Genomic DNA, 25,556 nt, shown 5'->3' with positions numbered 1-25,556 from the left:
AATGCGGAGACGTTAATTCCCCGCTTTGCAGCACGCCCAGCGACGAGGACAAGGGGTGATTAGATTCTGGCTATGGCGTGCCGAAAATGGTGTTCTTCGAGAACCGGAGCGGAGCGTACTTAAAGGTACGTGAGCACCGGAAGCGGAGAAGAATGCCGTTTGCAGGCCGCCATAGCCTGAATATAACGCACTTAGTTTATACGCATGTCGTGATCGGAAAACCGGTTCCCACTTTTCCGCGACATGCTTTAGAAGAAGCCGAGTTTCTTCGGGCTGTAGCTCACCAGCATGTTCTTGGTGTTCTGGTAATGCTCCAGCATCTTCAGATGGTTTTCGCGACCGATGCCTGACTGCTTGTAACCACCGAAGGCCGCGTGGGCCGGATAGGCATGGTAGCAGTTGGTCCATACACGGCCCGCCTGAATAGCGCGACCGAAGCGATAGGCCCGCGTACCGTCACGGGTCCAGATACCGGCACCGAGACCGTAGAGCGTGTCATTGGCAATCGACAGCGCTTCCGCATCGTCCTTGAATGTCGCAACGGACACGACCGGTCCGAAGATTTCTTCCTGGAAGATACGCATCTTGTTGTTGCCCTTGAACACGGTCGGCTTGACGTAATAACCGCCAGCCAGATCGCCCGGCAGAACATTGCGTTCACCGCCCGTCAGCACTTCCGCGCCTTCCTGACGACCGATGTCGAGATAGCTCAGGATCTTCTCAAGCTGCTCGCTCGAGGCCTGCGCGCCGATCATCGTTGCCGGATCGAGCGGATCGCCTTGCACGATGGCTTCCACACGCTTCAGCGCCTTTTCCATGAACTTGTCGTAGATCGATTCATGGACAAGCGCACGGCTCGGACAGGTGCAGACTTCACCCTGATTGAGGGCGAACATGACGAAGCCTTCAATGGCCTTGTCGAGGAAGTCGTCATCTTCGGCAGCCACATCCTTGAAGAAGATGTTGGGCGACTTGCCGCCAAGCTCCAGCGTAACCGGAATGAGGTTCTGGCTGGCATATTGCATGATGAGGCGACCGGTCGTGGTTTCGCCGGTGAATGCGATCTTGGCGATGCGGGGGCTGGATGCCAGCGGCTTGCCCGCTTCAAGACCGAAGCCATTGACGACGTTGATCACGCCTGCCGGCAGCAGATCGGCAATCAGTTCCATCAGGACGAGGATCGAGGCCGGGGTCTGTTCGGCAGGCTTCAGCACCACGCAATTGCCAGCGGCGAGTGCCGGAGCCAGCTTCCAAACCGCCATCAGGATCGGGAAGTTCCACGGAATGATCTGGCCGACAACGCCCAGCGGCTCGTGGAAGTGATAGGCAACCGTGTCATGGTCGATTTCCGAAATGCCGCCTTCCTGTGCGCGGATGACACCGGCAAAATAGCGGAAGTGATCGACGGCCAGCGGAAGATCCGCAGCGGTGGTTTCACGGATCGGCTTGCCATTGTCCCATGTTTCGGCAGCAGCGAGCGCAGGCAGATTTTCTTCGATGCGGTCGGCAATGCGGTTGAGGATCAGCGCGCGTTCGGCTGCACTGGTGCGGCCCCATGCGTCCTTGGCGGCATGAGCGGCATCAAGCGCTGCTTCAACATCCGCAGCGTCGGACCGTGCCACTTCGCACAGAACCTGACCATTGACCGGCGAGGTATTTTCGAAATAGCGGCCAGACTTGGGTTCAACCCATTTGCCGCCGATGAAGTTTCCATAACGTTTGGCAAAAGCCGGCTTCACCGTCCGGCTGAATTCAACCTTATTCATGGTATTCTCCTCCCGAAATGACGCTGCTCCTACAGCGCTTCGACAAGGAGGATCGCGCGATAGCGGGGGAGAGTCATCCCGTGTTTTCACGCTCGCAAGATCATGTGTCGCAATATTGAGACAGTTGCGTCAGGTGATTTTGCAAAGGGATCAATGCGGGCGGATGATCTTGAGGCGATTGAGCTTGCGGTGCAGCGTGGCCCGGCTGATGCCCAGAAGCACTGCGGCGGCAGAAATATTCCCCTCCGCACGGGCCAGCGCACGCAGGATGACCCCGCGTTCCGACTCCGCCATGTCCTCGCGCGGGTCGGCATTCCAGCCGAGAATATCGGCAGCAGGCAGCGGGCCCGCCAGCGCCACATCGTCGAGACCAAGCGCCAGACGCGCAGCCCGTGTTGCGCCAATGACCAGATCGTCCTTGTCAACGGCGATCAAAGCACCGCCGCTGCGGTCCACGCTTGGAGCCAGCATGATGCGGGCCTTTGGAAAAGCCTGCCGGAAGTTTTCCGCCTCGATCCGCCGCGCCGCATCGATCACCGCCACAGAGATGAGCTGCGCAAAGGCTTCCGTCAGATCAGAACGGCAGGATGAAACATCGAGCGCAGCCATAAGGCGGCCCTGGTGATCGTGGATCGGCGCCACCGTGCAGGACAGCCCGATATTGCGTGAGTGAAAGTGCTGGTCGCGATGGATGGTGAGCGCACGCTGTTCAACGATACAGGTGCCGATGCCATTGGTGCCTTCGCATTCCTCGCTCCACACCGCGCCCGTCCACAGGCCCCAGCGATAGAACGTGTCGTCGTCGCTTGCCGCACCGCGGCGCTCTACCGGCACACCTTCACTATCGGCCAGAAGCACGCAGCAGCCGACGCCGCCGACCGCCATGTAAAGGCGATCCATACTGGCCTGCGCCACGCTGACCAGTCGCTCCACCCGCTCATGCGCGGTGCGGAACTCCCTTTCGGAAAGCGTGCGCACGGTGCCCGGATCGGCAGGGTCGAGCTTGTGCAGTTCGGCAGAACGCTGCCACGACGCGACCAGCGCCGAGCGGGCAGAACCGCCGGCGTGGATTTCGGACAGAACGCGGTCCGCATGAACTCTCTCTTGCGGTGCACCCATCTTTCTCCTCCCAGGAAGGCTGGAACCGCTGAATTCGCCTTGAACATTCCCGGACAACAGAACCGCTAAACAGTCCTGCCAGGCACGTTCCCACTGATAATGGCCTGTTCCCCCACAACTGGCAAGCGCATCGTCAAAGCGAAGAAACAAAGACGGCCCGGCAGAAATAATCGCCGGGCCGTGAAATGTGGTCTTTGGGAGGTTAGTACTTATCAGGAGGTATGCACCTCGTGAGAGGTGTGTTTTTATAAACGGTGCGGAACCAATCTAGTTGATGCCACCCGGACAAAAATACACCAGTCCGAGCTGTATCGGGAGGAATCGATCAGTATCCGCACCGCATTCTAAAAGTAATATTTATAAATTTTTAAGTATAAAAAGTCTTAAAGTACATGAGTAAACTATCTTAAAGAAGAATAATTGAAAATTACAATCATTTGATTGCTATTAGGAACCCGCAATAAATGGTGACAAGGTTTTTTCTTTGTTTTGAATGAAATTATTCAATGCTTCCGCCTCTGCGGCACTGAGGCGCAAGCCAAGCTTGGTGCGACGCCACAGAATATCTTCCGCCGTGCAAGCCCATTCATTTTCAATGAGATAGGAGACTTCAGCCTCATAGAGATCAGCGCCGAAATGGCGACCAAGATCAGCGAGCGATGCGGCCTTGCGGAGCAGCACATGAACACGCGTTCCATAGAGCCGGAACAGGCGGCGGGCATGGGCTGGCGACAAAAATGGATAGGCAGCCTGTACTTTCTTTAACTCGCTGTCGAAAGCAACTTCCTTGAAATCACCACCGGGCAGTGCTGCCGCATGAGTCCATGGCGCACCCTTCTTGCCCAGATGATGCTCAATCTTTTCCAGCATATGTTCGGCAAGCTTGCGCGCTGTCGTCAGCTTGCCGCCGAAGACATTGATGAGCGGTGCGAGACCGGCTGGCGCGTCGTCTTTCAGAACATAGTCGCGCGTTGCTTCCTGCGCCTTGCTGGCGCCGTCATCATAGAGCGGACGCACACCCGAATAGGTCCAGACCACATCTTCGCGCCGCACAGGTTCGGCGAAATATTCGCTTGCTGCAGCACACAGATATTCTGTTTCGGCTTCAGTGATCGCCACCTTGGCGGGATCGCCCTTATAGTCCTGATCGGTGGTTCCGATCAGGGTGAAATCATCTTCATAGGGGATCGCAAAGATGATGCGCCCATCATTGTTCTGGAAGAAATAAGAGCGCGGATCGGCAAACTTCTTGCGCACCACGATATGGCTACCCTGCACCAGACGCACATTGTGCAACTGGCGGTCGCCTTCGACACCCTGCAAAACCTTATCGGCCCACGGACCGGCGGCATTGACCAGCAAACGCGCGCGGATTTTTTCCTGATGTCCGGTGTCGGCGTTCTCAATCGTGATTGTCCAGCCCTGACTGTCGCGCCGTGCGGCCACCACCTTGGTCCGGGTGCGAATGGACGCGCCACGGTCTGATGCATCGCGCGCGGTCAGCGCTACGAAACGGGCATCATCGACCCAGCAATCGGAATATTCGAATGCCTTGGTGAAAAGCGGCTTCAGCGGCTGAGCAGCAGGGTCAGTGCGCATATTCAGCGTGCGCGTCGCCGGGAGTTTCTTGCGACCCCCCAGATGATCGTAGAGAAACAGACCAAGCCGCAGCAGCCATGCCGGGCGCACCCCGCCCTTATGATAGGGCAGCACAAAGCGCATCGGATGGATGATATGCGGCGCATTGGCCCATAGAACCTCACGTTCCATCAGCGCCTCGCGCACCAGACGAAACTCGTAATGCTCCAGATAACGCAGGCCGCCATGGATCAGCTTGGTGGCGCGGGAGGAAGTGCCGCTCGCCAGATCGTTCATTTCCGCCAGGAAAACAGAAAAGCCGCGCCCGATCGCGTCGCGCGCAATGCCGCATCCGTTGATGCCGCCACCAATAACGAAAATGTCGAATATTTTTTCCTGCGCCATGGCAAACCTTGAAAGCGGCTTTCAGAGCGTTTGCAGCAGACAGACGCTCGAACATTCATTTTAACGCGCGTCACCCGACGCGCCTCAGAACACCAAAGCGAATATAAAACTATTTAATACGAAAGCAAAGCGAAAATAAACGAAACTACCCCGCTTTGGTCGCCGCCCCGCTATCATTAAGGGTTTCAATCAGCTCAACCTCATGTTCCACGCACAAATCGCGCAGCTGCTGCGATGAGCAGCGGTCGGTGATGAAGGTGTTGATCTGCGAAATATGGCCAATGCGCACCGGTGCCGTGCGTTCCAGCTTGGTGGAATCGGAAACGAGGATAACATGGCGCGCATTGGCGATGATCGCCTGCGCGACTTTCACTTCGCGGAAATCGAAATCGAGCAGCGCACCGTCTTCGTCCATGGCCGAAGCGCCGATGATGGCATAATCAACCTTGAACTGGCGAATGAAGTCCACTGCCGCCTCGCCCACAATACCGCCGTCGGACGAGCGGACCACACCGCCGGCAATGACCACTTCGATGGAAGTGTGCACACGAAGCGTATTGGCGACATTGATGTTGTTGGTGATGACCATCAATTCGCTATGGTCGATCAGGGCATGGCTGACAGCTTCGGTCGTGGTGCCGATATTGATGAACAGGGACGCGCCATCGGGGATGATTTCGGCTGCCGCCCTGCCGATCGATTCCTTCTCGTTGGCGGCGATCCGGCGGCGGGCCTCATATTCCATATTCTCAACGCCGGAGGGATAAAGCGCGCCGCCATGAATGCGGCGCAGCAGGCGTGCGCGGCACAGATCGTTGAGATCCTTGCGCACGGTTTGCGGCGTGACATCAAAAGCCGCAGCCAGATCGTCCACCAGAACCTGCCCCTGACGGCGGGCAAGGTCCAGAATTGCATTGTGACGAGGGGTAAGCTGCATTTTTTGCCCGCGCTGAGTTTGTTAGAATTGCGAGCCTGTAATGTCTCTGTTTTCGGAGAGAAAGCAACCGCCTATGCCTATCTGCACCGTTTTCGCAGCCTGTTTTGTTTTCACGCATTATCCTACGCAAAACCGCTTCGCACTTTTGCTGGAAATACTTTAGCCGGGAATACAGGGATCGCGGACGGACAATCGAAACCGCTCAATCGTCGCCCAAAGTGCTGTTGTACATATTGTGCAGCTTGCAGGCCACTTCGGTCCGGTTGGCTGCGCCGATCTTGCGCATGATGTTATGGACATGCGCCTTCACAGTGCCTTCGCTCATGCCAAGTTCGAAAGCGATCACCTTGTTGGAGCGACCAATGCGAATCGCATGCACCACCTCGATTTCGCGCGCGGTCAGCAATTCGCCCAGCACATCCTCATCGATATCGGGCGGCGGCGACTTGATGGCCATGGAAGCAGGAATATACATGCCGCCCGCGCTGGCGAGATGAATGGCCTCGACGCAGACACGAACATCGACCGAGGTGGGGATATAGCCTCTTGCGCCGATTTCCATGGCCCGCACCACCTGCGCCCATTCCTCACGTTCGGCGAGAAGCACAATCGGCGATGGTGACCACATTTCCACGAGGGAGCGGATTTCTTCGGAGAAGAACGGATCGGCAAGCCGCTTGGCGCCGATATGCAGCAAAATGACAGCACTGCCGTTGAACGCCTTCGCCTGCTCTACAAAGGCGTAGCACGTCACCGGCATTTTCAGCCCATTCATCAGGAGGCCGTTGAAAAGGCACTCCCGCTCCAGATTGCTTTTGCATACGAGTAGCAGATGGCGGTCACTGTTCGGTAGAACGCCGACACCAACCGCTCCATTGTCTCGTTCTTTCGGTACAGCCCACAGGCTGGCACCCCTGGCATCCAACATCGGCGCGTCTCCCCGGCACGAAGGTTTACTAACTCCTACACAGTGATCCGCCGGTCCTGCCCCGCCGCAAGATCGGTATTTAAATGATGCTTATGACTTATATTGACGAATTCCCGCCATTCCATAGGCTAATATTGCTACCTCAAAGCAATCATGTCATTAATTTATGTTAGCAAGTTCGAAAATTTATGTTGTCCGTAAGAGCGACTTAAACAGCAGGAAGATATAAAACTATATCTTTCGTTTAGTACGGAAGTGTTATGCATAGTGGTAGAGGCATTGCGGCACCTTCGGTGGGGGTGCTGATCGACTTACTGGAATCTTCTCCGATTCTGGCGGACCTTGATGCGCATGCGATTGGTGCTTTGGCTTCTCTTGTCATCACGGAAAACAATTTTACCACCGATACCGTCATCATAGAACAGGGTGAGCGCGTCAGAAACGTGCATATGGTCGTGTCCGGCTGGGGCTGTGTCTATCGCGATCTGTCCGGCGGCCAGAGGCAGATCATCGACTTTCCGATGCGTTGCGATTTCATCGGCCTTCGCACCGCAGATGGCTATAGCTACAATACGATATCCGCCATCACACCGATGAAAGTCATTGAAATTCCACTGGCTTCGCTCGAAAGCGCGATCCGGCGTGTTCCACGTCTGGCAATGATCTTCATCGAGCTTTTGTCGCGACAACGCGCCATGCTGATTGAGCATCTGACCAATGTCGGTCGCCGCAGTGCCTTTGTGCGCACCGCACATCTGCTGCTGGAATTGTCGGACCGGGTCAAAGCCTGCTGTATCGACGATCCCGATTCCTATTATTGTCCCCTGACGCAATATCAGCTGGCCGATGCGCTGGGACTGACGCCGATCCACCTCAATCGCATGTTGCGGGATCTGCGCGAGGAAGGGCTCGTCCTCTTCCGCTCAAACCGGGTCGAGATTCTCGATCGCGCACGCCTTGTTGCGCTCGCGGAATATGACGGCGAGTTCATGCGCATGTCGGTTTTCGACCGAAAGCGTTAAACACATATTCGTGAAGAGAAGAGGTTTCTGGAAAATCGGGAACAGCTTCCAGCATCTGAATGGTCGGAGTGAGAGGATTCGAACCTCCGACCCCCTCGTCCCGAACGAGGTGCGCTACCAGGCTGCGCTACACTCCGAACCAGTTGGTCGCAACCAGACGGTGCGACCGTTGAGGCGGCTTATAACGCTGCATTTTTGATGCCGCAAGAGCATGATGCAGTTTTTTTGCGGTCACAATCGCGACCGCTCATAAATGTCACAGGATCAGAGCACTTCGGCTGGAAAGACCGGCGTAAAGCCTGCGCCATAAGCGACGAAGTGCGGATTGGCGAAGCCCTTCACGCCCTGCCCGGCGCGCTGTCCATAGACAAACGGCTTACCGTCGATGGTGGCGGTCATGCCGCCTGCCGCACGCATCACCGCATCACCTGCCGCCGTATCCCATTCCATCGTTGGCGCAAAACGCGGATAAATGTCCGCCTCACCGCGCGCAATCAGGCAGAACTTCAGGGACGAGCCGACCGAGACATGACCGGAAATCTGGTTTGCTTGCAGGAAATGCTCGGTTTCAGGCGTATTATGCGACCGGCTGCAAACAGCAATGCGTTGCTCGGCAACCGCCCGCGCCCGGATTGCACGGCGGCGGATGATCTTGTGATCCGCAGTCGTTTCCGCTTCCTCGGCGCGGTTGCCCGCACCCGTAAACAGCAGATTGCGGGCCGGAGCGTAGACAATGCCCGCGACCGGCACACCATCTTCAATCAGGCCGATATTGACGGTAAAATCGCCATTGCGCAGCAGAAATTCCCGGGTGCCGTCGAGGGGATCAACGAGCAGAAAGCGCCGTCCGAGATGAGCTGGAAGCCGACCGGCAGACACCTCTTCCTCCGCCACAACCGGGATATCGGGTGCTACCGACGACAATGCCGCGAGGATGATCGCCTCGGCGGCACGGTCTGCCTCGGTGACAGGCGATTCATCCTTTTTGCGCTCGACGGCACAGCCATCGACATAATGCTTCATGATGACCCGGCCAGCCTCAAGAACGGCCTCTTCAAAAACGGCGAGCAAGGCTGCGCCGTTGGGGTCTGCTTTGGGAGAGGCTGGAATGTTCATCGCTCAGATCGACCAGGAATCGCTACCATAACTGCCGATGACACCGCGTTCGGCCAGATACTTTTCTACTTCCGCGACCAGTTCGTCAACATTGCGCCCCGTCGTATCGAGACGCAGTTCTGGCGAAACCGGCGCTTCGTAAGGCGAATCGATGCCCGTAAAGGACTTGATTTCACCGCGCAGCGCTTGCGCATAGAGGCCTTTCGGGTCGCGCGCAATGCATTCCTCAATCGGCGTATCGACGAAGATTTCGATGAACTCCCCTTCCGGGACTCGCGCACGCACGGTGTCGCGCTCGGAGCGGAACGGAGAAATGAACGAAACCAGCGTGATCAGCCCGGCATCTGCCATCAGCCGCGCCACTTCGCCGACGCGGCGGATATTTTCCGCCCGGTCCGCATCGGAAAAGCCGAGATCGCTGTTGAGGCCATGGCGGACATTGTCGCCATCCAGCAGATAAGTGTGCTTGCCGAGCGCGTGAAGGCGCTGTTCCAGCCGGTTGGCGATGGTGGACTTGCCCGAACCGGAAAGGCCGGTAAACCAGAGCACCGCCGGCTTCTGGAATTTCTGTGCGGCCCGCGCCTTGCTGTCGAGGTCGAAAGCCTGCAAATGCACATTGGTCGCTTGACGAAGCGCGCTGTCGATCATGCCTGCGCCGACCGTCGCATTGGACACACGGTCGATCAGCACAAAAGCGCCGGTAACGCGGTTGTCGGCATAAGGGTCGAGCACAATCGGGTCCGCCGTCTGGAGATAGCAGAAGCCGACTTCGTTGAGATCGAGACGCGCCGCATCCTCGCGCGCAAATGTGTTCACATCCGTCCGATACTTGATTTCACTCACCGTCACCGGCGTCTGGTCGGTCTCCGTGCGCAAGAGATAGGAGCGTCCCGGCTGCAAGGCGTCTTCGCCGAACCAGACAATATTGGCCGCGAAGCGATCCGCCACGTCCGGTCGCGCTTCTGCGCCAACCAGCATATTCCCGCGCGAAACCTCAATCTCGTCTTCGAGCACCAGCGTGACAGCCTGGCCTTCCGAGGCACGAGGCAGATCACCGTCATAGGTGGCGATACGCTTCACGCGCGACTGCTTGCCCGATTTGGCCACGACAACCGTGTCGCCCGCCGCAATCGAACCGGAGGCTACCGTGCCGGAAAAGCCGCGGAAATCCAGATTGGGCCGGTTCACATATTGCACCGGGAAACGAAACGGTTTGGCTGCGGCTTCCGTATCGATGCGCACAGTTTCCAGATGTTCCAGCAGATGCGGCCCCTGATACCAGCCGATGCGCGGCGACAGGCTGGTGACATTGTCGCCGAAACGCGCCGAAAGCGGGATCGGCTGGATGCTGGCAAAACCAAGGTCTTTGGCGAAGCTCATATAATCGGCAACGATGCGGTCGAACGCTTCCTGCGAGAAATCGACGAGGTCGATCTTGTTAACCGCCAGCACGATATGGCGAATGCCAAGCAGCGAGGCGATGAAGGAATGACGGCGCGTCTGCGTCAGCACGCCCTGCCGCGCATCGATCAGCACCACGGCCAGATCGGCGGTCGAAGCGCCCGTCGCCATATTGCGCGTATATTGCGCATGGCCCGGCGTATCGGCGACGATGAACTTGCGGCGCGGCGTCGAAAAGAACCGATAGGCGACGTCGATGGTGATGCCCTGCTCGCGCTCGGCTTCCAGACCGTCAACCAGCAGCGCAAAGTCGAAATCATCATCCGTCGTGCCGAACTTGCGGCTGTCATTCTTGAGCGCGGCAAGCTGGTCTTCGAAAATCAGCTTGGTGTCATAGAGCAGACGCCCGATCAGCGTCGACTTGCCGTCATCGACGGAGCCGCAGGTGAGAAAACGCAGCAGCGTCTTGCGTTCCTGATCGGCCAGAAACGCGGTCACGGCTGCGCTGGTTACGGAAGGCTGGCCCAAGGGCTTTATCGCGGCGTTCATCAGAAATAGCCCTCGCGCTTCTTCTTTTCCATGGAACCCGCTTCATCGCGGTCAATCGCACGGCCCTGACGTTCCGACGTGCGGGCGATCAGCATTTCCTCGACAATATCCGAGAGGCTTGAGGCGCTGGATTCAATCGCCCCGGTCAGGGGGTAGCAGCCGAGCGTGCGGAAACGCACAAGCCGGTCTTCAACCTTTTCACCATCCCGCAGCTTCATGCGGTCATCATCGACCATGATCAGCATGCCGTCGCGCTCCACCACCGGGCGGCGGGCTGCAAAATAGAGCGGCACGATGGGAATATTTTCCTGCAAAATATACTGCCAGATGTCGAGTTCGGTCCAGTTCGACAGCGGAAAGACGCGGATCGATTCACCGGCTGCCACGCGCGTATTGTAGACTTTCCACATTTCGGGACGCTGGTTCTTCGGGTCCCAGCCGTGCTGCGCATTGCGGAACGAGAAAATGCGCTCCTTGGCGCGGGACTTTTCCTCATCACGGCGCGCGCCGCCGAAGGCTGCATCGAACTTGTACTTGTCGAGCGCCTGCCGCAGACCGACCGTCTTCATCACATGGGTATGGACATTCGAACCATGGCTGAAAGGGCCGACGCCATCGCGCACGCCATCTTCATTGATATGGACCAGAAGCTCGAAGCCCTTTTCGCGCGCCTGCGCATCGCGAAACTCGATCATTTCGCGGAACTTCCAGGTCGTATCGACATGCAGAAAGGGAAATGGCGGTGGTGCTGGATAAAACGCCTTCATCGCCAGATGCATCATGACCGACGAATCCTTGCCCACCGAATAGAGCATCACCGGATTGGAAAAGGTTGCTGCGACTTCGCGAAAAATATGGATCGCTTCTGCTTCAAGACGCTGCAGATGCGTCAGGTTCTTGGTCAGGGATGCATGATGCACGACATTTACTCCCGGAAACCGGATAGAGACGAGAAAGCAGGATTACGGTTCTGACGGAGCGAAATCGGTACCCTGACTGAGTTGGCCGCATTGTCGTGAAAAGAAGCCCAAAAGTGAAAGAACGCTTTCGCGTATTCCGATGAACCTGCGCGAAAAACTTGCAGTCTTGGCCACAAGGCGGGAACAAACTTGCGCAGCCGGCAAAAAGCGGAATTTCGCTTAAATGGCGGAAAATCCTACTAAAATTGTGATATTTAGCGCTTTTAGGGAGCAAAAGCCGGGTAAATTCTTGCTCAAAAAGCTGCGTGCCACACGGGTATCATCCGATGCGCGGGACGGATAGGCGTTCATTTTGAGAGGAAGATCTTGAAAGCACCCAACGGGCCAAACCGCCGCGGGGCTTAGAGTGGATCAGAGCAGGCCGAAGGTGCGCGCCTTCGCGACAGCCTGAACCTTGTTCACGGCAACAAGCTTGGTCAGCACGTTGCTGATATGAAAATTCACGGTACGCGTAGAAATATTGAGGATCGCCCCGATAATCTCGGCAGTTTTTCCTTCACTCGTCCAACGCAGGATTTCACGCTCACGCGCCGTCAGGCAAACTTCACTGGCACAATTCATTCGCGGCACATCGACCAGTGTGAACATCGACAGATGCAGAAGATTGGTCACCATCTGCAACTGACGCCGCAGCGCTGTGACCTCGGCTGCGGTCAGCGGCAGGCCGCTGCGCAGGAATGTCAGCATTCCAAACACGCCCTGTGCAGCCCAGCACGGCTGCGAAATGCCCACCTTCAGTCCATAGCTTTGCAGATCGGCCCATAATTGCGGCGTGTCGGCAAAAAGCTTCGGCGACCAGACCAGCGGGTCGATACTGTGCAGACCAAGCCGGACCAGCGGGTCGACCTCGACATATTTCTTGGCGGTATAAAGTTCAGTCCAGCCTTTCGGCATGTCCTCGTGACGCACCCATTTGACCGCCCCATTCAAGGACGGAACCGACATGACATATGAAACATGGTCAAAGCCGATTTCGCGGGCATATTTTTTTACATATTCAAACAGTTTGTCCGCATTATCCGCAGACTGCATGGCATCGCATAACAATTCCCATTTCATTGCTGCCATCCTAATAATGTTTTCAATAACTTACGCACAATACAACTTTTACGCTCACAAAATTTCGAACGCACAGCCTTAAATAGCATTTTCCTGTAAGCCTCTCCAGAAAGATTGCTTTCAAAAAAGCTGGAACCTTTTGAAAAACAGCCGTTTTTAAACAGGTCTGGCTATGGTCGACGGAAAAGCGCCTAAAATAAAAGAGGGCCCCGCATCGCAGGGCCCTCTTCTTTTGGTTGTAACAGTCGCTTCGACTATGCGGCTTCGTCGGCAACATCGCCGGGAATATAATTGAGGATTGGCGCAAGCCAGCGCTCGACGTCGCGAACGCTCATGCCCTTGCGGCTCGCATAATCCTCGACCTGATCGCGCTCCACCTTGGCCACACCGAAATAATAGCTTTCCGGATGGCCGATATAGAGGCCCGAAACTGACGAGCCCGGCCACATGGCGTAGCTTTCGGTCAGTTCCACACCGGTCTCAGCCGTGGCATCAAGCAGACGGAACAGTGTGGTCTTTTCGGTGTGGTCCGGCTGTGACGGATAGCCCGGAGCCGGACGAATACCCTGATAAGGCTCGCCGATCAGCTCTTCCGGCGTATAGGTTTCATCCGTCGCATAGGCCCAGAATTCGCGGCGCACGCGCTCATGCATCAGTTCTGCAAAGGCTTCGGCAAAACGGTCGGCCAGAGCCTTCACCAGAATGGCGGAGTAATCATCATTGGCGCGCTCGAAACGCTCGGCAATGGCCACTTCGCCAATGCCTGCCGTAACGACGAAGCCGCCGACATAATCCTGCTTTCCACTTTCCACCGGCGCCACAAAGTCGGACATGGCGACATTCGGACGGCCATCGCGCTTGCTAAGCTGCTGGCGCAAGGTGAAGAAGGTCGCAAGCTCCTCTTTCCGGCTTTCGTCGGTGAACAGCCGGATATCGTCGCCCACCGCATTGGCTGGCCAGAAGCCGACCACGGCTTTCGGCGTGAACCATTTTTCGTCGATGATCTTCTTCAGCATGGCCTGCGCATCGGACCAGAGCTGGCGCGCGGCCTCGCCCTGCTTTTCGTCCTCAAGAATCGCCGGATAACGCCCTTTCATCTCCCAGGTCTGGAAGAACGGCGTCCAGTCGATATAGCGCGCGATTTCGGCCAGATCGTAATCGTCGAAAGTCTTCGTGCCGGTGAAGGTCGGCTTTACCGGAGCAAAGCTGTCCCAGTCGAGCTTGTGCGCATTGGCGCGGGCACGCGCTATCGGCAGGCGCTGCTTTTCCGCTTCGCTGCGAGCATGAGCGGCAGCGACCTTCGCATATTCATCACGAACGCCACTGACATAATCGCCCTTGGCTTCCGGCGACAGCAGGCTGGAAACAACGCCAACCGCGCGGCTGGCATCGATGACATAAACCGCCTGACCGCGCTCATAACGCGGATGAATTTTCACCGCCGTATGGACACGGCTGGTCGTCGCCCCGCCGATCAAAAGCGGAATATCGAAACCTTCGCGTTCCATCTCCGCCGCCACATGCGCCATTTCATCAAGCGATGGCGTGATGAGGCCGGACAGACCAATGACATCGACCTTTTCGTCACGGGCGACTTGCAGAATCTTCTGCGAAGGCACCATGACGCCGAGATCGATGATTTCATAATTGTTGCAGGCCAGCACGACACCGACGATATTCTTGCCGATATCGTGCACGTCGCCCTTCACGGTCGCCATCAGCACCTTGCCGGCGCTCTGGCGTTCTTCGCCGCCATTGAGGCGCTTTTCCTCTTCCATGTAAGGGAGGAGAACAGCCACCGCCTGCTTCATCACGCGGGCGGACTTGACCACCTGCGGCAGGAACATCTTGCCCGCGCCAAACAGATCGCCAACCACATTCATGCCAGCCATCAGCGGGCCTTCGATAACGTGAAGCGCCCGTTCGGCAGATTGGCGCGCCTCTTCCGTATCGGCTTCGATATATTCGGTAATGCCGTTGACCAGCGCATGGGCAAGGCGCTTTTCCACCGGCCATTCGCGCCAGGCGAGATCCTGCGCCTTGGCTTCCTTCGAACCGGAATCGCGGAAACGTTCGGCGATTTCCAGCAGGCGTTCGGTCGCATCCGAACGGCGGTTCAGCACCACATCTTCGCAGGCCTCGCGCAGTTCCGGATCAATGGCATCGTAAACCGCCAGCTGACCAGCATTGACGATGCCCATATCCATGCCCGCCTGAATGGCGTGATAGAGAAACACGGCATGCATTGCCTCGCGCACCGGCTCATTGCCACGGAACGAGAAGGACAGGTTCGACACGCCGCCCGATACATGGACATGCGGCAAGGTCGTCATGATCTGCCGGGTCGCTTCGATGAAGTCGACACCATAATTATTGTGCTCGTCGATACCCGTCGCCACCGCGAAAATATTCGGATCGAAGATGATGTCTTCCGGCGGGAAACCGACCTGCTCGGTCAGTATCTTGTAGGCACGCGTACAGATTTCGATCTTGCGCGCTTCGGTATCGGCCTGTCCGGTCTCGTCAAACGCCATGACCACGACCGCCGCACCATAGGCGCGCACGAGCTTGGCGTGATGAATGAAGGCTTCCTCGCCTTCCTTCATCGAGATGGAATTGACCACCGGCTTGCCCTGAACGCATTTCAGGCCAGCCTCGATGACTTCCCATTTGGAGCTGTCGATCATGATCGGCACGCGGGCGATATCCGGCTCGGCAGCGATCAGATTGAGGAATTCGACCATCGCCTTTTCGGAATCGATCAGGCCTTCATCCATATTGATGTCGATGATCTGGGCGCCATTGGCCACCTGATCGCGCGCCACATCAAGGGCGGCGGCAAAATCACCGGCCTTGATCAGCTTGCGGAAGCGGGCGGAGCCGGTCACGTTGGTGCGCTCGCCGACATTGACGAAGGGAATGTCCTCGGTCAGCGTGAAAGGCTCAAGGCCAGAAAGGCGCATCAGCGGCGCAACCTTGGCAGGCTTGCGCGGCGGGTGTTTTGCAACGGCCTCGGCAATGGCGCGGATATGTTCCGGCGTCGAGCCACAGCAGCCGCCGACCACATTGACCATACCGTCGCGGGCAAAGCCCTCGATCTGGGCGGCCATCGCTTCCGGCGTTTCGTCATACTGGCCAAATTCGTTCGGCAGACCGGCATTCGGATAGGCGCAGATGAACGTATCGGCGATATTCGACAATTCATCCAAATGAGCGCGCATGGCATTGGCGCCCAGCGCGCAGTTGAGACCGATGGTGAACGGCTTGGCGTGACGCAGCGAATGCCAGAATGCCGTTGGCGTCTGGCCGGACAGGGTGCGGCCGGAAAGATCGGTGATCGTGCCGGAAATCATGACCGGCAGGAAAATGCCCTTCTCTTCGAACACTTGCTCCGAAGCGAAGACGGCGGCCTTCGCATTCAGCGTGTCGAAAATGGTTTCAATCAGGATGATGTCGGAACCACCATCGATCAGCCCACGGATCTGCTCGGCATAGGCGATGCGCAGATCGTCAAAGGTGACCGCGCGGAAGCCTGGATTATTGACATCCGGCGACAGCGAGGCGGTACGGTTTGTCGGTCCAAGCGCACCGGCAACGAAGCGGCGGCGACCGTCTTTCTGTTCGGCGCGCAGGGCCGCACGACGCGCAAGACGCGCACCGTCGCGGTTCAACTCATAGACCTGCTCTTCCATGCCGTAATCGGCCTGGGCGATCGTCGTGGACGAGAATGTGTTGGTTTCGAGAATATCCGCGCCCGCAATAGCGTAAGCGTAATGGATTTCTTCGATAGCCTTGGGCTGGGTCAGCGTCAGAAGGTCATTATTGCCCTGAAGCTGGCAATCGCAAGCGCCGAAACGCTCGCCGCGAAAATGCTCTTCATGGAAGCCAAGACCCTGAATCTGCGTTCCCATCGCGCCGTCGAGGATCAAAATACGCTCGCGCGCTGCTTTCGTCAGCGCGGCCAGCACCTCCGAACCATCCGGCTTTGCAGCCGTTGCACCGAAGAGATCGTCGAGAGAAGACGCCATAAGAGTACCGCCTGTATTCTGATATGCATAATCGCAGAAGGTCGCTTAATGGCATAAACATATCTTTATGTCAATTATTGATCAGCTTTCAGGACGCGATATGTGCACCCAAGAAAGAGGCCGCGAGACAATGCGACCAACCCGGACCCACCTCACCGATCTGTTGCCGGACAGAAAGAAATCGTGACCGCTCAAAGCCACCGCTCCGCCACAATGGGCACGCAAAATTTCCGCACGGATGATTTGCTTTTATTAGGAGCGACCTATGAAAAGGTTTGGTTATTCCCTGTTTGCCGCATGTCTGTCGCTTGGCATGGGGCTTTCAGCCGCGGCCGGGACGGCCAATGCAGCACAGCCCTCCCTGATGGCGGCACCGGCCACCGCGTCGGCACAGACCTCAGCCCCCAATGTGCAGACCGTGCAATATTACGATTATCGAGGCGACCGGCGCTATTGGCGTTACGACCGGCCTCGCTATCGGCCCTATTATCGGCATGACCGGCGTTACTGGGGACCGGGCCCGGTTTATCGTCACCGCCCGGCGCCAGTCTATCGCGGCGGCAATCCGCATGTCCGCTGGTGCTACAACCGTTACCGGTCCTATCGCGCCTATGACAACACCTTCCAGCCCAATTACGGGCCGCGCCGCCAGTGCTATTCGCCTTATCTGTAAGGCCGCAACCAACGAAGAAAGCCCCGCAATGCGGGGCTTTTCTCTAAACCGTCTTGGAATCTTTATGGCTGCTCAGGTGACATAGGCGCCGATGGAAGCCGCCACCAGCCCGATCGCGACGGCAATCATCACGCCATAAACGCGCGGCTTGTCGAAAAGAACGGCGAAAGCTGAAAACCAGCCCACAACCGCCGCACCGAGCGCGAAGAGAAAACCCGGCTTGTCGCCATGATAAAGGTTTGCCGCCATCAACCCGCCGATGATCAGCGCGCCGAAAACGATCATTAACCCCGTGGCATAACGCTCATAATCGTCCATTTAAATTCCTCGGTTCCGATCTCGCGAAAACTGCGACGGAAACTTATAGCGACCCGTTTGGCCATTTAAGGGCGTGGAATCTCTCACGCCGCCATCCTGACCTTCTCGCTCACACAATCATTATTCGTGGCGTTCTTCAACCATTTCGCAGCGCCATTCGCTGCAAATGTTACACGTTATCGTTTCTGACCGCCGTTCAGCCGTAAAATCCGTGCTATATTGATACGCATGGAACCGTCTGGAATCACCATTTTTGAAACACCTATCGGCGCGTGCGGCATTGCCTGGCGCGGCGCAAAAGTCATTGGTGTCGAAATCGGCGATACGGACGAGAAGGAAACCCGCTACCGTCTTGGCGAGCGGGTGGGCGAACAGTTTCCCGCAGCACAGGCTGATGTGCCAGCCTTTGTGGCGCAGGCTATTGAAAAAGTGCGTGTGCTTCTCGACGGAGGATCGCCGGATTTTTCGCAAACACCGCTGGCATTCGAATCCCTGCCCGACCTTAACCGGCAGGTTTACGAGATCATTCTCGAATTGAAGGCCGGTGAAACCACCACCTATGGTGCGATTGCGAGACGGCTTGGCGATGTCAGCCTATCACAGGCGGTTGGCTATGCGCTTGGCAAAAACCCGTTTCCGATCATCGTGCCCTGTCACCGGGTTCTCGGGTCCAACGGCAAGGTTGGCGGGTTTTCGGCGGCTGGGGGCACGGCGACCAAACTGAAGCTTCTCAATATCGAGCGCGCCAAAATCTCCAGCGAGCCCGACCTGTTTGGCGGCCTGCCGCTTCAGGAGCGACCGCAAGCGGAGTGGTAACTACCGCTTGTCAGTAACCACGTCAGCCGAGAAGCGCAATTCGCGCATCGGGCGCACGAGTTGTGTCGTGGCATCGTAGGTCGGATGCTTCTTGAAAGCGAAAAGCGCTTCTTCATCCTTGAACTCGGCATAGACCACGAGATCGATGCGGTCGCACATCGGATCGACCCTGGAATTCGGCAGAACTTCGAAGACTTCGGAATAGGGGATGGTGGCAAGCTGCTCCAGCCCTTTCCTGACGGTCTCGATATCCTGACCTTCCTTAACGCTGAAAAAAACAATGTGCCGGATCACGCCTCAACTCCCTGTAAGTGACAAGGCGTATCTAGCGCATCAAGACAGCCAAAAAAATGGCAAATAATTGCCGGCCCGACGCGCCCAATTTCGTTCCTGAGCAGGCGAAAATGGTGGCTTTCGAGCACCGGAAGCGGAGACGCATAATCCCAAAAAGTTGCAGACTTTTTGGGATTATACGCAAAGAGTGCCATTTGCAGACGCTCAGGGGCGAAATTCAGCCCGCTTTCACACGACGCCAGGCAAACCCGCCTGCTTCCGGCACGGAGCCGCGCCCCGGCTGGTAGTAACCGGGCGTGTCGACCAGACGGTTTTCGCCAAGACGGCTCTGGGCAACCTTGTTCGTCACCTGAAGGCTGTCGAAGCCGGTGCGCAGCATCAGCGCAGCCTGATCGATCAGCACATCGCCGACGGCGCGCAATTCGCCAGCAAAACCTTCGCGGCGCAAAATCTCAGCCTTGGAATAGGAGCGACCGTCATTGAAAGCCGGGAACTGCAAGGCGATCAGCGGCAGGCTGCCAAGATCATTCAGCAGCGGTTCAATGGCTTCGCCCGGTGCAACCGAAACGCCAATCCGGCGATTGGAGGCACGGCGGCGTTCCTCCTCCAGTCCAAGCCAGACGGCGAGCGGAATGATGACAGCCGGAGCGTCGCCCGCCGCTTCAAGATCGTCGGCAAAGACATAATCGTCATCGCGAAAGCCATCGGCAGACCAGAGTTTGGTTTCGTTGATATCGCTCATTTCCGGTCACCTGCTCCCAAATTCTTCAAGCTGTCGGACAGACCCGACAGGTGGATGCCGCATTCTGTCTTTTCCGATCCCGCCCAGCGTCCGGCACGCTGATCTTCGCCGTCGTTCACGGGCCGCGTGCAGGGCATGCAGCCGATGGAACGGTAGCCCTGCGCCGTCAGGGGATGCGGCGGCAGATCATGCTTTTCGGCATAGGCTTTGAGATCGGCTGCCTGCAAACGCGCCAGCGGATTGATACGAATACGGGGGCCGACCGATTCAAACACCGGCAGGCTTTCGCGCGTCGATGCCTGAAACTGCTTGCGGCCCGTCATCCAAGCCCGATAAGGGGCCACGGCGCGCGCCATCGGCTCCACCTTGCGGATGAAGCAGCAGCGATCCTTGTCGGTCATCGACAGCGCGCCGAACGGATCGTCCGCCTTGAGGCTATCCTCGAGCGGCAGGATATCCTGCACATCGGTCAAACCCAGCCGGTCCACCAGATCATGACGATAATCGAGCGTCGCCCGAAAGTGCTTTCCCGTATCGAGAAACAGAACCGGCGTCGCAGGGTCGATTTCCGAGATCATATGCAAAAGCACTGCCGATTCCGCCCCGAAGGAAGACACGACCGCGATCTGCCCCTCATAGAGTTCGCGCGTGACAAGCGCGATCACTTCCTGCGGGGTAGACGCACCGTGGCTAGCCTCGAGAAGGCGGGCTTCGGCGCTGGCACTTTCTTCAGCATCAAGCTGCACGGCTTATTTCTCCATAAAGCGCGCGTTTGAACGGCTCCATGCCAACGCGGCGATAGGCGGCGAGGAAGGTTTCCTCCGGGCTTTCACGCAGGGACAGATAGGTGTCCACCACCGTTTCGATGGCATCCACCACTTCTTCCGACGAAAAGCCGCGACCGGTGATTTCACCAATAGTCGAATGCTCATCCGCCGAACCGCCAAGCGTGATCTGATAGAGTTCTTCACCCTTCTTCTCAACGCCCAGAATGCCGATATGGCCGACATGGTGATGGCCGCAGGCATTGATGCAGCCGGAAATCTTGATCTTGAGATCGCCGATTTCAAGCTGGCGCTGCTGGTCGCCGAAGCGCTCGGAAATACGCTGCGCCACCGGAATGGAGCGCGCATTGGCAAGGGCGCAATAATCGAGGCCCGGGCAGGCGATGATGTCGGTGATGAGACCGGCATTCGGCGTCACCAGACCATCCGATTGCAGCAGATCATAGACGGCTGCGAGATCGGCCTTGGCCACATGCGGCAGAACCAGATTCTGCTCGTGGCTGACGCGGATTTCATCGAAGGAATAGGTTTCGGCAATATCCGCCACCAGCTCCATCTGCTCGGCGCTCGCATCGCCGGGAATACCGCCGATGGGCTTCAGCGAAATGGTAACGACCGCGTAATCCGGGTTCTTGTGCGGCGTGACATTGCGCGCCACCCAGCTTGCAAATTCCGCATCGGCCTTCTGGGTAACCGCCAGCACTTCCCAGCCTTCCGGCCGTTGCGGCAGGTTCGGCATGCGGAAATAGCTTTCGATAGCGTCGATATCGCGCTGCGGCAGCTTCAGCTCGCCGTAACGAATATCTTCCCATTCGGCGTCAATCTCGCGGGTCAGTTCTTCGACGCCCGTTTCATGGACGAGGATCTTGATACGCGCCTTATATTTGTTGTCGCGACGGCCATGCAGATTATAGACGCGCACGATGGCCGTCACATAGGTCAGCATGTCTTCGAGGGGCAGGAAGTCGCGAATCTTCTTCGCCACCATCGGCGTGCGGCCCTGACCGCCGCCAATATAGACGGCCAGTCCCAGATCGCCTGCCTCGTTCTTCTTCAACTGCAAGCCGATATCATGCACCTGAATGGCCGCACGATCATGATCCGAGCCGACGATGGCGATCTTGAACTTGCGCGGCAGATAGGAAAATTCCGGATGCAGCGACGACCACTGGCGCAAAATTTCTGCAAATGGACGCGGATCAGCCACTTCGTCGGCGGCGGCGCCTGCGAAATGATCGGCGGTCACGTTGCGAATGCAATTGCCGGAGGTCTGGATGGCGTGCATCTCGACTTCCGCCAGCTCTTCCAGAATGCGCGGCACGTCCTTCAGGGCGGGCCAATTATACTGGATGTTCTGGCGCGTGGTGAAATGGCCGAAGCCACGATCATAGTCGCGCGCAATCGATCCAAGCCTGCGCAGCTGGCGGCTCGACAGCGTGCCATAGGGGATGGCCACGCGCAGCATATAGGCGTGCAATTGCAGATAGAGGCCGTTCATCAGACGCAGCGGCTTGAACTGGTCTTCGGTCAGCTCGCCAGTCAGGCGGCGCTCGACCTGATCCTTGAACTGGGCAACGCGGGCCGCAACAAAATCGCGGTCGAATTCATCATAACGATACATAGTCTAAATCCGGGTTCAGAGCATTTCCAGCAAAAGTGGGAACCGTTTTGCGTCCGGAAATGCGTCAACAGATATTACGAGGCGCGCTTCAAAGCAGGCTTATCAAGGGGCAGATCACCGAAGGTAACGATGGTCGGGCCGGAAAGGCGAATACGCTCGCGCAGGCGGATCGGGTAAAGCCCCTCCTCGCGCTCCTCGACATCGATCACATTCACATCGACGACCAGATTGGCTTTCGCTGCAACCTTGCCCGCCTCTTCAAGCGCCGTCACGGCTTCCGCATGGCGGGCGATCAGCGCGCCGTCGATGGTCTCCTGCCACGAACCGTCTGCACCGAGCCACACAGCCTGCCCGTCGATCAGCCGGTTTGCAGTGAGAACTTTTACGACCATTTCCAAACTCCAAACTTTTGTTAACCGCGCATCCTGCGGGTTTAGGCTGCGACGGAAACCGGCTTGAGGGCCAGCGCTTCGGCTTTGTCGATTGCGGCACCGGCGACGGCATCGCCAATGATCACCATGACCGGGCCGGAAAGTTCCTTGCGGTTTTCCAGATCCGGCAAATCCTTCAACGTGCCGTGGAACAGGCGCTTGTCCTGTCGGCTCGCATTTTCCACCACCGCCACGGCGGTATCTTCATGCAGGCCCGCACCAATCAGGCGCGCAGCAACCGATGCCGCGACCGTGGAGCCCATATAGACGGCAATTGTTGCACCCGAGACGGCGAGCTTCGCCCAGCCCGGCAGCACATCGCCCGTCATGTCATGGCCGGTGGTGAACACCAGCGACGAAGCGACACCGCGCAGCGTCAGCGGCAATTCCATATCGGCAGCGGCAGCAAAGGCCGAGGTGATGCCGGGCACGATTTCGAAACCGATACCGGCAGCACGCAGCGCCGCCATTTCCTCACCTGCGCGTCCAAACACCAGCGGATCGCCGGATTTCAGCCGCACAACGCGCTTGCCTTCCTGCCCCAGCGAAACCAGCAGGCGGTTGATCTCTTCCTGGCTTTTGGAATGGCAACCCTTGCGTTTGCCGACGGCAAGGCGCTCGGCGTCACGACGGCCCATGGCAATGACGCCGTCCGGCACCAGCGCATCATGCACGATGACATCGGCTTCCATCAAAGCGCGATGGGCGCGCAGGGTCAGCAGGTCTTCGGCACCCGGACCGGCGCCGACCAGCCAGACATAGCCGGCAGCATTGTCACGCTGCTCGATCAGGTCGCTCGCAGCCTTGTAGGCTTCCACGCGGTCGCCATTTTCGATGGCGCTGGCGACACGGCCCGAAAAGAACCCGCGCCAGAAACTGCGGCGCGCCAGACCCTTGGGCAGCGCCCGCTCGACCAGTGGTCGCCAGCTTTCGGCAAAATGCGCAAGCTCGCCAAGACGCGGCGAAAAGGCAGCATCGATACGCGCACGAACCATCTGCGCCAGAACCGGGGCGCTTCCTTCCGAACCAATCGCAATCGTCAGCGGCGCACGGTTGACGATGGCAGGCGTCAGGAAATCGCACAGTGCTGGACGGTCAACGACGTTGACCGGAACCTTCTCGGCCTTGACCACGGCAGCAATGGCGCGATCCTGCGCTTCATCGCCGGTCGCCACGAAAACAAGCTTTGCACCCGCGACATGTTCCAGCGCAAAAGGTGCTGCAATATGCTCCGCACCATGGCTCGCGATGAAATCGGCCAGATGGTGTTCCGCTTCTTCAGCAATGATGCGAAGGCGTGCGGACGTCTGCGCCACGAGGCGCGCCTTGTTCAAAGCTTCCTCGCCGCCGCCAACGACGACAACCACCTCTTCCGACACCCGGAAGAAGGCAGGAAAATCAGCCAGTAAACGCTTTTGCGGTAGAGACACGGCACGATCCTTGGGAGCATTTCCAGCGAAAGCCGATACCGGTTTCAGTTACGGAAATGCGTCTGGTAAAAAGATGGCGCCATTATCCATGGAGAGCGGGAGATTTATAAGAAACGGGCTTGCGCGTGAAAATCACGGCGAGCATCACTTTTTCTCAAAACAGCCGATTGCGGGATTTTAATTTCCCATAAGGCCAGAAATATATCCCACATTTTTTATAGGATTTACATAGGCTTATAGATATCGGTTACCGATAATCGCCGCTCGTGAAGAAGGCCGGAACATGTTTGGGCCAGCGGCGCGGCAGCACAGCAATCAGATCGAAACGCACCGACAGACGGGCATGGTCAGGCTGGCGTTGCAGCCAGAGATCGGCTGCGGCTTCGATACGGCGCATGGCCTGCGGTGTGACGGCGAGATGCGCGGCTTCCAGGCTGCTGCGCGCCTTGACCTCGACAATGAGCACAAGATTGCCCCGCCGGGCGATCAGATCGATTTCACCGAGCCGCGTTCGATAGCGCCGCGCAACGATCCGAAAGCCTTTTAAAAGAAGCAGCACGGAAGCAAAGCGTTCGGCGCTGTGTCCGCGAAAGAAAGCAATGCGCTTTTTCTCGCGGAGGTCTGTCATCGCTGATCCGATTTCAGTTGCATAAGGCGCTGATAGAGAACCGATTTCTGCCCGCCAGTCATACGCGCTGCCTCGCCTGCGGCCTTGGATGGTGGCAGTTCGGCGGCAAGCGACAGAAGCAGCTTGTCGATATCTTCCTCGCTTTGCGGAATGGTGTTGCCCGTCGGCGGGCCGACCAGCAGAACCACTTCACCGCGAATGCGATCTTCTCCGTCAAACTCCGCTGAAAGTTCACCCAGCGGCGCCGTGCGAATGGTTTCATAGGCCTTGGTCAGTTCGCGGCAGAGCGCGCCCATACGATCCGGCCCAAACACTTGGGCCATTTCGGCCAGCGTCGCCGCTGTCCGGTTTGGCGATTCATAGAACACCAGCGTCGCATCGATGCCCTTGAGGCTTTCGAGCTTCGTCTGCTTTTGCCCGTGCTTGGATGGAAGAAAGCCGCAGAACATGAAGGCGTCGGTTGGCAGGCCGGAAGCGGCAAGTGCAGCCAGAACAGCGGAAGCACCCGGAATGGGAATAACGCGAATACCCGCTTCGCGTGCTTCGCCAACCAGACGAAAGCCCGGATCGGAGACGAGCGGCGTGCCCGCATCGGACACCAGCGCAACACTTTTGCCCGCAGACAGTGCGGCAATCAGCTTTTCACCGGCTTCGGCGGCATTGTGCTCATGATAGCTGATTGGACGGCGGGAAATGCCGTAACGGTCGAGGAGAACGCGGGTCACGCGTGTATCCTCACAGGCCAGAACATCGGCTGCGGCGAGCGTTTCGATGCCGCGCAGCGTCATGTCGCCAAGATTACCGATCGGCGTCGACACGATATAAAGTGCTGGTTCCAACGGACGGGCGCGCATGGCTGTGCCGCCCACCACATAATCGCGCCGTCCATCGTCAATATTCTGGGCGCCCATATCTTCAGTCATTGCTTAT

The 25,556-nt window shown here is 57.7% G+C and carries 22 protein-coding genes and 1 tRNA gene; 3 read left to right on the top strand and 20 right to left on the bottom strand.

Annotated features, from left to right (window positions below):
- Window positions 1-248: 248 nt before the first annotated feature.
- The 5 genes from adh to ACTJKP_RS02365 all read right to left on the bottom strand — a co-directional run bounded on the left by adh (window position 249) and on the right by ACTJKP_RS02365 (window position 6,733).
- Window positions 249-1,766 (bottom strand): aldehyde dehydrogenase, encoded by a 1,518-nt coding sequence (adh, locus tag ACTJKP_RS02385; RefSeq protein WP_078339603.1) that lies wholly within the window; start codon window positions 1,764-1,766, stop codon window positions 249-251.
- Between the two features lie 150 nt (window positions 1,767-1,916).
- Window positions 1,917-2,885: a GAF domain-containing protein gene (locus ACTJKP_RS02380; protein WP_440629551.1), complete on the bottom strand. Its 969-nt coding sequence runs from the start codon at window positions 2,883-2,885 to the stop codon at window positions 1,917-1,919.
- Between the two features lie 447 nt (window positions 2,886-3,332).
- Window positions 3,333-4,868, bottom strand: coding sequence for a glycerol-3-phosphate dehydrogenase (gene glpD / locus ACTJKP_RS02375; RefSeq protein ID WP_440629550.1), 1,536 nt, complete (start codon window positions 4,866-4,868; stop codon window positions 3,333-3,335).
- A 145-nt stretch (window positions 4,869-5,013) separates the two neighbouring features.
- A complete protein-coding gene (locus tag ACTJKP_RS02370; RefSeq protein WP_440629549.1) occupies window positions 5,014-5,805 on the bottom strand; it encodes a DeoR/GlpR family DNA-binding transcription regulator in 792 nt (263 codons plus the stop codon).
- A 202-nt stretch (window positions 5,806-6,007) separates the two neighbouring features.
- Window positions 6,008-6,733 carry a response regulator transcription factor gene (locus tag ACTJKP_RS02365; protein ID WP_078339607.1) on the bottom strand — a complete coding sequence of 242 codons (726 nt, stop codon included), beginning with the start codon at window positions 6,731-6,733 and terminating at the stop codon, window positions 6,008-6,010.
- Window positions 6,734-6,993: 260 nt separating this feature from the next.
- On the opposite strand from ACTJKP_RS02365, the gene ACTJKP_RS02360 reads away from it, so the two are divergent.
- Window positions 6,994-7,755: a Crp/Fnr family transcriptional regulator gene (locus ACTJKP_RS02360; RefSeq protein WP_440629548.1), complete on the top strand. Its 762-nt coding sequence runs from the start codon at window positions 6,994-6,996 to the stop codon at window positions 7,753-7,755.
- A gap of 60 nt (window positions 7,756-7,815) precedes the next feature.
- Here ACTJKP_RS02360 and ACTJKP_RS02355 read toward each other — a convergent pair.
- The 6 genes from ACTJKP_RS02355 to metH all read right to left on the bottom strand — a co-directional run bounded on the left by ACTJKP_RS02355 (window position 7,816) and on the right by metH (window position 16,888).
- Window positions 7,816-7,892 (bottom strand) — tRNA-Pro (locus tag ACTJKP_RS02355).
- A gap of 127 nt (window positions 7,893-8,019) precedes the next feature.
- Window positions 8,020-8,871 (bottom strand): 3'(2'),5'-bisphosphate nucleotidase CysQ, encoded by an 852-nt coding sequence (gene cysQ / locus ACTJKP_RS02350; RefSeq protein WP_440629547.1) that lies wholly within the window; start codon window positions 8,869-8,871, stop codon window positions 8,020-8,022.
- A gap of 3 nt (window positions 8,872-8,874) precedes the next feature.
- The gene (gene cysN / locus ACTJKP_RS02345; protein WP_078339610.1) at window positions 8,875-10,821 is read right to left on the bottom strand and encodes a sulfate adenylyltransferase subunit CysN; all 1,947 of its coding nucleotides are present in this window, start codon (window positions 10,819-10,821) and stop codon (window positions 8,875-8,877) included.
- Entirely contained in the window at window positions 10,821-11,741 is a 921-nt protein-coding gene (gene cysD, locus ACTJKP_RS02340) for a sulfate adenylyltransferase subunit CysD (protein ID WP_078339611.1), read from the bottom strand. Before cysD ends, cysN begins: the two co-directional genes overlap by 1 nt.
- Before the next feature lie 411 nt (window positions 11,742-12,152).
- Window positions 12,153-12,860, bottom strand: a complete 708-nt coding sequence (locus ACTJKP_RS02335; protein WP_440629546.1) for a LuxR family transcriptional regulator — start codon at window positions 12,858-12,860, stop codon at window positions 12,153-12,155.
- A gap of 254 nt (window positions 12,861-13,114) precedes the next feature.
- Window positions 13,115-16,888, bottom strand: a complete 3,774-nt coding sequence (gene metH / locus ACTJKP_RS02330) for a methionine synthase (RefSeq protein ID WP_440629545.1) — start codon at window positions 16,886-16,888, stop codon at window positions 13,115-13,117.
- Window positions 16,889-17,153: 265 nt separating this feature from the next.
- On the opposite strand from metH, the gene ACTJKP_RS02325 reads away from it, so the two are divergent.
- On the top strand, window positions 17,154-17,561 hold the full coding sequence (locus tag ACTJKP_RS02325) for a BA14K family protein (RefSeq protein WP_440629544.1): 408 nt from the start codon (window positions 17,154-17,156) through the stop codon (window positions 17,559-17,561).
- A gap of 72 nt (window positions 17,562-17,633) precedes the next feature.
- On the opposite strand, the gene ACTJKP_RS02320 is transcribed toward ACTJKP_RS02325, so the two are convergent.
- The gene (locus tag ACTJKP_RS02320) at window positions 17,634-17,879 is read right to left on the bottom strand and encodes a hypothetical protein (protein WP_006465911.1); all 246 of its coding nucleotides are present in this window, start codon (window positions 17,877-17,879) and stop codon (window positions 17,634-17,636) included.
- A gap of 228 nt (window positions 17,880-18,107) precedes the next feature.
- On the opposite strand from ACTJKP_RS02320, the gene ACTJKP_RS02315 reads away from it, so the two are divergent.
- The gene (locus tag ACTJKP_RS02315; protein ID WP_440629543.1) at window positions 18,108-18,695 is read left to right on the top strand and encodes a methylated-DNA--[protein]-cysteine S-methyltransferase; all 588 of its coding nucleotides are present in this window, start codon (window positions 18,108-18,110) and stop codon (window positions 18,693-18,695) included.
- On the opposite strand, the gene ACTJKP_RS02310 is transcribed toward ACTJKP_RS02315, so the two are convergent.
- The 8 genes from ACTJKP_RS02310 to rsmI all read right to left on the bottom strand — a co-directional run bounded on the left by ACTJKP_RS02310 (window position 18,696) and on the right by rsmI (window position 25,549).
- The gene (locus ACTJKP_RS02310) at window positions 18,696-18,989 is read right to left on the bottom strand and encodes a Dabb family protein (protein ID WP_440629542.1); all 294 of its coding nucleotides are present in this window, start codon (window positions 18,987-18,989) and stop codon (window positions 18,696-18,698) included.
- Window positions 18,990-19,206: 217 nt separating this feature from the next.
- Window positions 19,207-19,731, bottom strand: coding sequence for a DUF934 domain-containing protein (locus tag ACTJKP_RS02305; RefSeq protein ID WP_440629541.1), 525 nt, complete (start codon window positions 19,729-19,731; stop codon window positions 19,207-19,209).
- Window positions 19,728-20,477: a phosphoadenylyl-sulfate reductase gene (locus ACTJKP_RS02300; RefSeq protein WP_138783883.1), complete on the bottom strand. Its 750-nt coding sequence runs from the start codon at window positions 20,475-20,477 to the stop codon at window positions 19,728-19,730. Before ACTJKP_RS02300 ends, ACTJKP_RS02305 begins: the two co-directional genes overlap by 4 nt.
- A complete protein-coding gene (locus ACTJKP_RS02295) occupies window positions 20,467-22,137 on the bottom strand; it encodes a nitrite/sulfite reductase (RefSeq protein ID WP_440629540.1) in 1,671 nt (556 codons plus the stop codon). The genes ACTJKP_RS02300 and ACTJKP_RS02295 overlap by 11 nt, the downstream gene beginning before the upstream one ends.
- A 74-nt stretch (window positions 22,138-22,211) precedes the next feature.
- Complete coding sequence (locus tag ACTJKP_RS02290) at window positions 22,212-22,529, bottom strand: DUF2849 domain-containing protein (RefSeq protein ID WP_151654317.1); 318 nt, start codon at window positions 22,527-22,529, stop codon at window positions 22,212-22,214.
- Between the two features lie 41 nt (window positions 22,530-22,570).
- Window positions 22,571-23,998: a siroheme synthase CysG gene (gene cysG / locus ACTJKP_RS02285; protein WP_440629539.1), complete on the bottom strand. Its 1,428-nt coding sequence runs from the start codon at window positions 23,996-23,998 to the stop codon at window positions 22,571-22,573.
- A gap of 247 nt (window positions 23,999-24,245) precedes the next feature.
- Window positions 24,246-24,626 (bottom strand): YraN family protein, encoded by a 381-nt coding sequence (locus tag ACTJKP_RS02280; protein ID WP_440629538.1) that lies wholly within the window; start codon window positions 24,624-24,626, stop codon window positions 24,246-24,248.
- Window positions 24,623-25,549, bottom strand: a complete 927-nt coding sequence (gene rsmI, locus ACTJKP_RS02275) for a 16S rRNA (cytidine(1402)-2'-O)-methyltransferase (protein WP_440629537.1) — start codon at window positions 25,547-25,549, stop codon at window positions 24,623-24,625. Before rsmI ends, ACTJKP_RS02280 begins: the two co-directional genes overlap by 4 nt.
- Window positions 25,550-25,556 lie beyond the last annotated feature (7 nt).

Source organism: Brucella sp. 22210 (assembly GCF_052045675.1).
Taxonomy (GTDB): domain Bacteria; phylum Pseudomonadota; class Alphaproteobacteria; order Rhizobiales; family Rhizobiaceae; genus Brucella.
This window is presented reverse-complemented; position numbering and strand designations above follow the sequence as displayed.

Excerpts from the sequence above, each read along its gene's own strand:
- ACTJKP_RS02280 (WP_440629538.1), bottom strand. The coding sequence starts at position 24,626 with ATGACAGACCTCCGCGAGAAAAAGCGCATTGCTTTCTTTCGCGGACAC.
- ACTJKP_RS02315 (WP_440629543.1), top strand. The coding sequence starts at position 18,108 with ATGGAACCGTCTGGAATCACCATTTTTGAAACACCTATCGGCGCGTGC.
- cysN (WP_078339610.1), bottom strand. The coding sequence starts at position 10,821 with ATGAACGCCGCGATAAAGCCCTTGGGCCAGCCTTCCGTAACCAGCGCA.
- metH (WP_440629545.1), bottom strand. The coding sequence starts at position 16,888 with ATGGCGTCTTCTCTCGACGATCTCTTCGGTGCAACGGCTGCAAAGCCG.
- ACTJKP_RS02370 (WP_440629549.1), bottom strand. The coding sequence starts at position 5,805 with ATGCAGCTTACCCCTCGTCACAATGCAATTCTGGACCTTGCCCGCCGT.
- ACTJKP_RS02380 (WP_440629551.1), bottom strand. The coding sequence starts at position 2,885 with ATGGGTGCACCGCAAGAGAGAGTTCATGCGGACCGCGTTCTGTCCGAA.
- ACTJKP_RS02360 (WP_440629548.1), top strand. The coding sequence starts at position 6,994 with ATGCATAGTGGTAGAGGCATTGCGGCACCTTCGGTGGGGGTGCTGATC.
- cysQ (WP_440629547.1), bottom strand. The coding sequence starts at position 8,871 with ATGAACATTCCAGCCTCTCCCAAAGCAGACCCCAACGGCGCAGCCTTG.
- ACTJKP_RS02305 (WP_440629541.1), bottom strand. The coding sequence starts at position 19,731 with ATGAGCGATATCAACGAAACCAAACTCTGGTCTGCCGATGGCTTTCGC.
- ACTJKP_RS02335 (WP_440629546.1), bottom strand. The coding sequence starts at position 12,860 with ATGAAATGGGAATTGTTATGCGATGCCATGCAGTCTGCGGATAATGCG.
- glpD (WP_440629550.1), bottom strand. The coding sequence starts at position 4,868 with ATGGCGCAGGAAAAAATATTCGACATTTTCGTTATTGGTGGCGGCATC.
- adh (WP_078339603.1), bottom strand. The coding sequence starts at position 1,766 with ATGAATAAGGTTGAATTCAGCCGGACGGTGAAGCCGGCTTTTGCCAAA.
- ACTJKP_RS02320 (WP_006465911.1), bottom strand. The coding sequence starts at position 17,879 with ATGGACGATTATGAGCGTTATGCCACGGGGTTAATGATCGTTTTCGGC.
- ACTJKP_RS02290 (WP_151654317.1), bottom strand. The coding sequence starts at position 22,529 with ATGGTCGTAAAAGTTCTCACTGCAAACCGGCTGATCGACGGGCAGGCT.
- ACTJKP_RS02365 (WP_078339607.1), bottom strand. The coding sequence starts at position 6,733 with ATGTTGGATGCCAGGGGTGCCAGCCTGTGGGCTGTACCGAAAGAACGA.
- rsmI (WP_440629537.1), bottom strand. The coding sequence starts at position 25,549 with ATGACTGAAGATATGGGCGCCCAGAATATTGACGATGGACGGCGCGAT.
- ACTJKP_RS02325 (WP_440629544.1), top strand. The coding sequence starts at position 17,154 with ATGAAAAGGTTTGGTTATTCCCTGTTTGCCGCATGTCTGTCGCTTGGC.
- ACTJKP_RS02295 (WP_440629540.1), bottom strand. The coding sequence starts at position 22,137 with ATGTATCGTTATGATGAATTCGACCGCGATTTTGTTGCGGCCCGCGTT.